Raw genomic sequence first — 10339 nt, 5'->3', positions numbered from 1 at the left:
GGTGCTTTTTGGGGCCTGCTTGTACCAATTGGGCTTTCATATTTCCTGGGGTGGCAAGGGATCTGGTTAAACATCATTTTTGCGGCCATAACGCTAACGCTCCTTTATTACTACAAAAAACGGATGGGATGTATCACCGGTGACATGCTGGGAGCTATGGCTGAAATAACCGAATCACTACTCTTTTTGCTTGTTTCCATTAGAGGGTTTTAATGCTGAACGGTCACGGTGGAAATATCTATGAATTGTCACAACGCTTGGGGTGTGCACCGTCCGATATCATTGATATGAGCAGCAATGTTAATCCGCTGCCCCCCCTGACTGGCCTGGTTGAATTTATTATTAAAAACATCCATGCGATTGCCGCTTTGCCTCAAGTAGACGCCCGGTCAGCAGTGTTAGCATTTGCCGCCCGATACAACATCAATGCTGAACATGTCATTGCCGGCAATGGAACCACCCAGTTCATTTGCGCTATTCCGCAAGCACTTGAGACCAAAAAAGCGCTGATCCTTGGTCCCACCTATGCCGGTTATGCTGATGCCTGCAATATGCACAACGTCCCGTACGATTATCTGATGACAGAGGAGTCGCTTGATTTCCAGCCGAATATCGACGTGCTCATCGAACAAATAAGTGATCATGATACGGTTTTTATCTGCAATCCTAACAACCCCACCGGCACTCTGATGCTGAAAGCGGATCTTGAACGGCTTTGCCGCTTTCATCCGGACACACATTTTGTCATCGACGAATCCTACCTGCCGTTTGTAAATGATTCTGAGCGGTTGAGCATGTTTAAAAGCGGCTTTCCCAATGTTTTGATTCTGAATTCCATGTCCAAAATTTTCAGAATTCCCGGTTTGAGAATCGGCTTTTTGATAGCACCCGGCCAGACCATTGAGAAGTTCAGGCCCTTTCTGCTGCCCTGGAATGTAAACAGCATGGCTCAGACGGCGGTTGATTATCTGATGAAGCATACGGACGAAGCAGATGCTTTTATTGATAAAACCATACTGCTGCTTGAAAACCAAAGAAAATATATGGCCGAGGCCTTTGAAGATGTAGACGGTATCAAACTTTTCCCCAGCAAAACTTCGTTTGTACTGGCAAAGCTGGATGAAAATATAACAGCGAACATTCTCTGCAACCATTTGGCTGCCGACAGAATACTTATCAGAAACTGTTCAAATTTCAGGGGCCTTTCGGAGTATTTTATCCGCATCTCGCTGAAAACAACAGATATTAACCGTATGCTGGCGGATAAAATTATAAACTTTTTGCACAGCATCTAAATTTCATAACTAAGAGGCTAATGGAATTTTCGATTGCATGGTATGCACTGCCGGCCGCATTTCTTTTAGATCTTGTCCTGGGAGATCCTGAGTCTCTTCCCCACCCGATCCGATGGATGGGCAAGGGCATAACGTTTGTGGAGCCGGTTTTCAGGAAACTGCCGGCAGGATTGATTATATCCGGCACTTTCTTTGCCATATCACTAATTACTGCGACCTGGGTTTTGACAGCTTTTGTGGTTCAAGCAGCCAATATCATACATCCTCTTTTCAGAGTCGGGATAGAAATCCTGCTGATCTATTACGCTGTCTCGGCACGATCCCTGGAAGATTCCGCCTTGGAAGTCTACCGCTCCCTGAAACAGAGCCGGCCGCACGAGGCCAAAACCAGGGCTGCCAGGATTGTAGGAAGAGATGTTGCCGATCTAAATGAAGACGGCATCGCCCGTGCCACGGTTGAAACGGTCGGAGAGAACCTTGTAGACGGAGTTGTATCGCCCCTGTTCTATGCGGCAATCGGCGGCGCTCCCCTGGCGATGGCCTACAAAATGGTCAATACCCTTGATTCCATGGTCGGTTATAAAAACGATACTTATCGACATTTCGGAAAAGTTGCCGCCAGAATCGACGATGTGGCCAATTTTATCCCTGCCCGTCTGGTCGTTGCGGTCATTGCAATCGGCGCTCAAATCCTTACCCACAGAGGTTTGTATACCTGGAGAACCGCCATGGCTGAAGGTGCCAACCACTCCAGCCCCAATGCCGGATATCCTGAGGCCGCCTTTGCAGGAGCCCTGTCCGTTCAACTCGGCGGTCCTAATTATTATGAGGGACGTTTGGTCAAAAAACCGTTTATCGGATTTCAGTTTGGGCAAGCAGGCCCGATCCATATCAAAAGGGCCTGTGACCTGATGATGCTGTCCGCACTGATATGGCTGGGCATATTGTGTGCAATCATGATTATTTTTATTTAGACAGGATTTACAGGATCTTCAGGATTTTCTTTTCCCCTTTCCGGCCTGTCCCGCTGAAAGCGGGGACGAAAGGGGAAAAACCAAGCCCGCTGACGCGGAGGTTTCACCACACTACGAACAATACCACCGGATTTTTTGGTTTTTGTTCTCGCTGAAAGCGAGATTGTTATTTCTCGGTTTCGTCTGGTGTTTTCACAAGGCGAATGCCGCAACCCGAGAAAACAATAAATCCAGTCAATCGTGCCTGCCCCTTTAAATGCGAAGCCTATTTAACCGGGGTTAATCCTGCCTGCCCCGTAGGTCCGGCAGATCGTACTGGGGTCGAATATAAAACTGTAATTAAGACCACTATTGGAAAATTTTGAGAATGTACCCGGCCCTGCCAAAATCATATAAAAGAGCGTATCCATTCAAATTAGGCACCACCTCATTCATCTATCCTGATCATATCACCCCCAATATCAAGATGCTGGGTCCTTATCTGGACGAAATCGAACTTTTGTTTTTTGAAAGCCAACCGGCCGGCATGCCGTCCCGGCAGGAAATCAAGCAGATCAGGCAGCTGGCCAAAGATTTTGATCTTACCTATAATATACATCTGCCGCTCGATATATCATTAGGCGCTCCGGACCCGTCCAAGCGGCTAACCGCCCTAAAAACCATCAAACAGATCATCGATCTAACCATACCGCTGGCACCTTCGACCTGTACCCTTCATCTTCCATATGATGAAGCAGGCTTTGAGAGCGAACAGATCAAACGCTGGCAGGAACTCATCCGTCAAAGCTTGGAACAGTTAATTGCCGCCGGAATCGAAGCCGAATCTATCTCAATTGAAAACCTGGATTATCCTTTGGAATGGGTCGAAAAAATCATAAGCGATTTTAATCTTGCGGTCTGTATTGATCTTGGTCATCTGATAGTGAATCAATTTGATATTCAGGCAGCTTTCAACAGATATTATCAAAGAACCGTAATCATCCATCTGTATTGCGCTGAAAGCCGCCATGACCATCTGTCGCTGGACAAGTTGTCACCCGTCAATACCGACATCATCATGCCAATATTAAAACAGTTTAAGGGGGTGGTGTCTCTGGAGGTTTTTTCTTACGACAGATTAGTCAGTTCATTAAACTTTTTAGAAAAATGCTGGTTTTCTTAAGTACTTTCCTCTTTGTAGATCAAGAGAAAAAGAAGGCTTGAAAAGGCCGTATATATACCGATCAAGGCCAGGGATTTGGCGTAGCCCATGTAAGATGCCAGCGCCCCCAAAATGATCGGAGCTACAACGTTTCCGACTCTTTCCACCTGCCGGTAGATCCCCAGGCCCGGACCCAATCCGGCCTCTTTTACGACCTTGAGTTGGGAGGCGAGTTTGGCTTGGTTGGCGACCGACAGCGTATGTGCCAGGCCCAGCATGATGATGCTCAGGGCAACTGTAAAAGTATTGGTCCAAAACAGAAAGGGCACTAAGGCCAATCCGGAAAAGATTCCTCCCCAAAAAATGAAGGCTTTGGTCGTAAAGGATCGGTCACTCCACTTTGATACGCCCTGGCTCAAAATAATCATAATCAGACTATATAACATGATACAGCGTCCGGTATCAGACTGGGTGGTGCCCAGATCTTTCAGGATCAGAGGAGCCAAATAATATACCAGACCTATCAGGCAGATCTTATTGGGTATGCTCTGGAAGATTGTCAGTGCCGCAAAATTACGATCAGAGAGAAATTTGACGGCCATACGCGGCGAAGGCAGGGCATTAATCATGACCTTAAACCAATTTTCCATCTCCTGCACCCTGCCTTCATGATGACCGGGTATCGATTTTTCCTCTATAAACATGTACATAAAAAATATGGAGGCAACAGCTATGACAGCCCCCATATAAAACAGAAAACTAAAACCTACCCTGTCGGCTACCATACCGCCAATGGCTGATCCGCACAGCGTGCCGCCATAAAAGGCCGAAAGAAATATGGCCATGCCTTCAGCCCGGTTCGATGTTGATGTAACATCGACAATATACCCCTGGACCGTCATATAAACGGTACCAAACCCGAACCCCACAATGGCACGGTAGATAATGAGCTCCAGAATATCATCAGCCGTTCCGCTCAAAAAAAGACCGGCTGCGCTGATGACAGCCCCGGTCAGAAAAGCTTTTTTGCGGCCAAAGATATCAGACCAGGCCCCTCCCATGGGAAGGCTGATCACTGTAAACAACATAAAGGCCGCAATCGGCAAACCCAGAACAACTTCCTCAGAGAGGTTCAGCAGGGGGCGGTACAGCTCCTTGGCGTAAAGCGGCAGAAATGAAATGCTTAAGGCTTCGGCAAATACAAAGAGAAAAATGGTAGGCCTGATTAATACCGGCGATTCTACGGACAGAGTTTTTGTCCAGGTCTCTCCTCCAAGGTGGAAGCGGTCGATAATGGTTTTCATGTTCGCCAGGGACTCCCGGGCTAAAGGTCCTCCGGGATATTTCCCGGAAGCCTTTGTCAGAGATCTGGATATCGCAGTCAGATTTATCCATTCTTCCTTGAAGCGGCTGCGATATTGCTCGAAGCGCAGCAGCATATAATCAAGAAAATCGATTCCCGTGCGACTTATGGCCAGACTAATCAGCCTTTTTTCATGTGCTAACTGGATTTCAGCGGTTACCTTGCGCAATGGCAGAGTGATGGTATAGGCAATTATAAAAAAGAGAAAGTCAATCGTGGCTAAAATTGAGACCAGGATAATCGTTCCCGTATCCAGGGCGATCTCTTTAACCTTGCTGGCAATAAGTTCCTGATTAACACCCAGGACCAATTCGCCCTGGATCGCTTCTCCTGGTTTTTGCAGGTTAAAGGAAAGACTGGCTTCAGACGTCAAACTGGAAAGAAAAGCGACCTCATTTCTTCCTGAAAGCTCCTGACCTTTCAAAAATATTTTCCGATCGCAATAATAAAGCCATGGGCCTGAAGGTTCATGAATGGCGATAAAGGCCAGTTCGGGAGCATCTGACAAGATCTCTTTTAAAAGAGCTTTAAGGCCGAAAAGTTTTTTAACGGAAATCCCTTTTTCCAGGATATTATTCAGGTTTTCCTGTAGGCTTATGCCGACGGTATGAAGATTGGAGCGGACAACCTGGCTGTACTTGTTCTGATAAGAGCGCACATTAACATACAGATAAATAAGCTGTGAAAACACCATAAGTCCCAGGACAATCCAGAGGAGTTTGCGGTTCAGGCTAATCCTCTTCATCTTGCTTCCTTTCGAGAACATTTTGCATCAGCTTTATCTTGTATCCGGCCACGGAATTTTCATCAGTCAATCCTGCAAGCCTGTTCAACTCGCTGGATAATTCGCTTTTGGATTGGTCTGTCCAGGCAATGAATCGGGCTATATCTTGATGAACGGCCTCGATTTCTTCAGGCACCTCGATTTGGGCCACAGTGTCGGCGTCACTGTCTTTATTCATCAGATCGACCAACAGGCCGACCTGCCGGCTGGCGGGTTTTACGAAGAAGAACTTGATCAAGATCCCAATCAGAACGGCCGTTAGAACTACAGCTCCGGCCAGTTTGTTGCGCGAGCTTTTGATTAAGGCCATCTTTTCCTTATTCAGCACTGACTGACTGAAAACCAGGCACAGGATACCTTTATCACCTCCGTATTTAGGCTTAATAGGGAACATCACGTAATAGTTTTTCTCAAAGAGTTTAATAACGGGTGGCGCGGCCTTCCAATCAAAAAGACTGTCAACGGGGAAATGTTCCCTTGCCTTGAAGTGGCCCAATATAACTTTGCCGGTTGAGGTTCCTTTTTCAGCTACACCCTTGGCAACCACAAACTCGGCTTTGCCGGAGGTAAAGAGGATCTTCCCATGGGAATCCGTTAAAAATATCTCCCTGATATCTTCTGATTGCCTGTAAAGTTTTTTTACCATTCTATCCATTCCAACAAAGCGGTCCAGGGTTTTGCCAAATCTTAAGGCCCCCTCAATTTTACGTTTAAGGTCTTTTCCCAGGATTTCGTATTTTGCCGTGATGGCTTTAAGAAAGGTTTTCTCAAAGGATAAAACACTAAGGTAGGTACCCAGAGCCTGTGAAAGCGCCAGTATCATTAACACGATCAATATAATCTTGTTGCTGAAACTGATGCGGGTCTGGGTGGAGCGGTAAGCAATGTAATCATCTTTCATGATCGAGTTTTAGTTTCTTAAACAAAACATTGAAGCACCCTGCCAGGTCTTCTCTGGGGGCGGATTCCAAGCCGGCAAGCTGTTCAAGCGCTACCCCGCACAGGCCGGTGCTGAAGAGTTTTTTCTGTTCTTCAATATCGTTCAGCCGGGCAGATATTGACGTCTCCACTTCAAATTGTATAGGTCTTTTCAGGTTCTGATAAACGACATACCGAATTTTTCCTCCATATTTATCCTTAAGTTTTCTGATTACAAAACCGCTTTTTAGCAAGATCCTTACATTCCAAAAATTGTATGGGGATACGGTTGCGCAGATATGATAGTGTGTGTTCTGTTCCTTCAACAGACGCAATGCGTGACGGTTCATCTTAGACGCCAGCGCATTGCCGCGAAAGGTGGGATGAACGCAAACCATCTGAAGATTGGCAACCCTGGACAGCTCCTTGTCGGGAATGCCAATATCGATTCCTAAGTTCCATTCAGCATCCTGGCTGTCCGGGTAGTATACATTTCTAAATGCGACCAGGCGTTTTCCAGCAAAAATACCCATAATAAAGCCTTTCGGGCCGATATGTTCCTTCATAAAATCGTATGAAAAGGCTTGCAGCATATCCTGGCGGCTCAGATTTTGAACGATGATCTCCTGTAAATCCATAATTTGGGGCATGTAGCTTTCATCAAGAAATGTCATTGAATATTCTACTTCTTGGGCTCCGGAATCTTCGAGTTTTTCCTCTATCATTCCGGTTTCCAGCAATTGTCTCGTTTCCATAGTGCCCCCTTTCTGAATACATCGCAAAATAAATGAAATGATTTTATGCGTTCAGGTTGTGGGTTATCTCAGGTCGCCGGTTAATTATTTTTGCAGGATCTCGTCATAAACTTCATCAGCCGCCCCCAAAATATCCACAGCCGGGTCAAAGCCGATAATTTGAGCTGCTTTAAGGTTGATGGCGATTCGGGGAGGATCTTTAAAGACCTGTTCCAAGTTCCGCACTTTAGCGCCGTTGAATACTTTGGCGATCGTTTCAGCGTGGAAAAGGGCAATATACTTGAAGCCCGCCCGGGCAATACTTAAAAGCACACCATGCTTGACTTCTCTGGTGCCTACCTGGCTGAAAGTTGGAACCTTGTGTTTATTAAGAGGCGCCAGTAGTCTTGGCATACTTGCCAGCGTAACACCTCTGTGATTCGTAAAATAGAAAGCATCAATTTTGGGTGCCAGCTTGGTTATACATTTGAGTACGGCCCTCTTCGCTTCTTTCTTGGAAATATTTGAAAAGGGCGCGTTGCATGCAAAAATCTTATAATTCAACTCTTTAGACAGCTTTTCAACATCATCGATGGCCGCATAGGTTCGGCCGTCAAGCGTATTCATCTCATAGACAATACCCAGTTTGGTAAATCCGATGATTTCATGAAAAATACGCATTTGTCTCTCGTAACGGGTGGGGTCAACGCGTGCATTCACGTGGTCGTAACCTGAATCTTCTGCGCTTTTGATAATTTTTGAGCGCAGAGGATCGCTGGTTGACATGACGATAGTGGTTACTGAATGTTCGTTGTTTACAAGATCCTGGCCGGCTTTGGTTCCCATTGCAAGCATCAAATCGACATCTTTTTTGTTCTTGAGGCGGTCTAAAACGAGCCTTTTTGTATTGGCGCGTATGGCATCATCCCAATTGTTGGACCAGTAGGCATCGGGTATAAACCGTAAATAATCGCTTTTGACATTTTTTGTTATCCAGGCCCACAACTCACGCGTGTCGGTGTCATCCGCTGCAAAGGGAAATTGCGCCTTTTGCACCCAGCCGAGTTCTGCAAATGCATTGATTAACGCCTTTAAATTGAGCGGATAATTAATATATGGTCCTCCTTCATAGTAGCCGATCCGCCATTTCTTGCCATTATTGGTCGTAGGGGTAGTCGGATAATCGCCTTTGGCACCCGCATAAAGGTTTCCGGCGCCGACCATGAGAAAAACGAGCGTGATGCTGAGCATTTTAATCCTGAAATTCATGTCTGTCTCCAATTTAAGTTCAAGGCTGAATCCGAATTGCGGTAAACGTTATATAAGACCAGGTTCAGCAGTGTACCTTAGGTGGCTTATATTGTTAATTATATTTAGTACTATGCAAGGTAATCGTAAACAATACAACACTTATTTGTCAAGAATGATTCAGAAAGCAAGATTGAAGTTTGTAATTGCATATGATACTTAGGGTTAGGCAAAACTTGCTTAAATACGATTTTATTATGATTTGATAATACCCCATCCTCATTCGTCGGATTGTGTGCTACAATAAGAATAGTTTAAAAAACACTTGACAAGCAAACAGCACTTTTACGAAAATATTACACAATATCCCGCCATTAGCATTTGCGGCATCGTTTATTTTTTTTATAGAGGTCCCCATCTTTGCCCTCAGGGGCACTTGAATACGCTCTACCGCAAAACAAACCGGGACGAAGGAGGAACCGATGAGATCAATCGACAAGGAAGAAGTCATAAGGATCAGCAGGAGTCGCGCGATTCTGGAAACCGAACTGTGCAAACGGATGTATTTTGTTTTCGACAGCTCGCCCATCATCACACAACTTCGGGACTTGGTCGCCCTCGCGATCGAGCAGATTTGTGCACTCGGACTGGCCAACACAGGCAGCTCCGAGTTGCTCTGGAACAATGCCATCAAGATAGCAGGCAACAACCTCGCCATATGGCCAAAGTACGCGGGCACCACAAGCATGCTGACCGTGAAGAACCTCATCAAAGTGTTCAATAAGTCCGATCAGTGGACCGCTTCAGACTGTGGGGACCTCATGCGCCTCTTCGGCGGTATCATTGAGGACGAGACACTCCAGACCCGCGGACTCGTGGGCAAAGCCGTCGAGGACTTTCGTAAGGAGCAGCGAGTAGGCCCGGGGTTTGGTGGTGACCAGCGATCCCGGAGAGGGGGGGGGTATGCTCCTAATCTTCCGCACATCGAGGCCGCGCACAACGCAGCGCTTGAATTCAAGCGCGCCAAAGGCTTTTCCGGATTCTCGAAAATTACATTGAACGATAACAGCACGGTCAAGAAGATCGACTCCACCTTCGGCCTCGCCGAAGGTTGCGATATTTCCGGAACTACCGCCGACGCGCTTTTCTTTTTTCGCCACGTCAACGCTTTTATCGATGGCTTGCCGGAGATGATCCCTGATGAATTGCTGCCGGTAATCCAGTTACTCCCCATGGCGACCATGGCTTCACAGGGACACCACACAATCCTCGAATGCGGGCTCACTCTCACACTGAATAATATCATCGATTACCGCATTGGTTTCTACACGACGCTGATGCCGACAGGAAGCACCAACGGAACGCTCCAGGGGATCTTCAACGCCGCGGAGATGGATATGAGGAACCAACACATTCTCTGCTTTTGGGAAAATGGTGAGTTGCAGGGGATTCATTACGACACTCCTGAGGAACTCAACTTACTCAAAGCGGCGTCCCTCACCAACGAAACATTTCGTTCTCAATTCGTATCGCTGCCGCTCAAGCCGTCGAAGACCCAGCTTTTTGCTGTGCCGAGTCTCTCCAATCTTCCCAATTGACCCTGAGGGATGCGCCAGGACGGCAACGGAGCCCTCCCGGCGCCGGGGGCGCACGTGTCAGACGACCTCAACGGCGGTCTCGTCCCACTTCATGATATTGGTGACAATGGCGTTGTTGGTAAAAGTTGATATGTTTAGATGCTCAGGAGAAATTTCGTCGATCTTTCACCAACGCCCCTACTGGATGATGCAACTTCTATATCGGCTTACTTACATTTTGCCTTCCTCTTGGTTGCCGGCATCATCCCGGGGTTCTTCAGCTTCAGCTTTATCCTCTTTAATGC

The 10339-nt window shown here is 46.7% G+C and carries 9 protein-coding genes; 5 read left to right on the top strand and 4 right to left on the bottom strand.

The features are described from left to right. The 4 genes from V3S16_RS03085 to cbiR all read left to right on the top strand — a co-directional run. Positions 1–213, top strand: a 213-nt coding sequence (locus tag V3S16_RS03085; protein WP_413883209.1) for an adenosylcobinamide-GDP ribazoletransferase, incomplete at its 5' end; no start/stop codon positions are given. Continuing rightward, positions 213–1295, top strand: a complete 1083-nt coding sequence (locus V3S16_RS03080) for a pyridoxal phosphate-dependent aminotransferase (protein ID WP_413883208.1) — start codon at positions 213–215, stop codon at positions 1293–1295. The genes V3S16_RS03085 and V3S16_RS03080, both read left to right, overlap by 1 nt. Positions 1296–1315: 20 nt before the next feature. Then, positions 1316–2269: an adenosylcobinamide-phosphate synthase CbiB gene (gene cbiB / locus V3S16_RS03075; RefSeq protein ID WP_413883207.1), complete on the top strand. Its 954-nt coding sequence runs from the start codon at positions 1316–1318 to the stop codon at positions 2267–2269. A gap of 367 nt (positions 2270–2636) precedes the next feature. Further along, on the top strand, positions 2637–3431 hold the full coding sequence (cbiR, locus tag V3S16_RS03070) for a cobamide remodeling phosphodiesterase CbiR (protein ID WP_413883206.1): 795 nt from the start codon (positions 2637–2639) through the stop codon (positions 3429–3431). On the opposite strand, the gene V3S16_RS03065 is transcribed toward cbiR, so the two are convergent. The 4 genes from V3S16_RS03065 to V3S16_RS03050 form a co-directional block, all read right to left on the bottom strand. Then, positions 3428–5518: an MFS transporter gene (locus V3S16_RS03065; RefSeq protein WP_413883205.1), complete on the bottom strand. Its 2091-nt coding sequence runs from the start codon at positions 5516–5518 to the stop codon at positions 3428–3430. The genes cbiR and V3S16_RS03065 overlap by 4 nt on opposite strands. Further along, positions 5505–6458 carry a hypothetical protein gene (locus V3S16_RS03060; protein ID WP_413883204.1) on the bottom strand — a complete coding sequence of 318 codons (954 nt, stop codon included), beginning with the start codon at positions 6456–6458 and terminating at the stop codon, positions 5505–5507. The genes V3S16_RS03065 and V3S16_RS03060 overlap by 14 nt, the downstream gene beginning before the upstream one ends. Then, complete coding sequence (locus V3S16_RS03055; protein ID WP_413883203.1) at positions 6448–7230, bottom strand: GNAT family N-acetyltransferase; 783 nt, start codon at positions 7228–7230, stop codon at positions 6448–6450. Before V3S16_RS03055 ends, V3S16_RS03060 begins: the two co-directional genes overlap by 11 nt. Before the next feature lie 84 nt (positions 7231–7314). After that, positions 7315–8478 (bottom strand): ABC transporter substrate binding protein, encoded by a 1164-nt coding sequence (locus V3S16_RS03050; protein WP_413883202.1) that lies wholly within the window; start codon positions 8476–8478, stop codon positions 7315–7317. Between the two features lie 461 nt (positions 8479–8939). On the opposite strand from V3S16_RS03050, the gene V3S16_RS03045 reads away from it, so the two are divergent. After that, complete coding sequence (locus V3S16_RS03045) at positions 8940–10055, top strand: hypothetical protein (protein ID WP_413883201.1); 1116 nt, start codon at positions 8940–8942, stop codon at positions 10053–10055. Positions 10056–10339: the final 284 nt, after the last annotated feature.

It is taken from the genome of Candidatus Desulfatibia sp., from assembly GCF_036446775.1.
Classification (GTDB): domain Bacteria; phylum Desulfobacterota; class Desulfobacteria; order Desulfobacterales; family UBA11574; genus Desulfatibia_A.
Note: the sequence above shows the minus strand (reverse complement) of the source record. Positions and strands in the feature narration are given on the sequence as shown.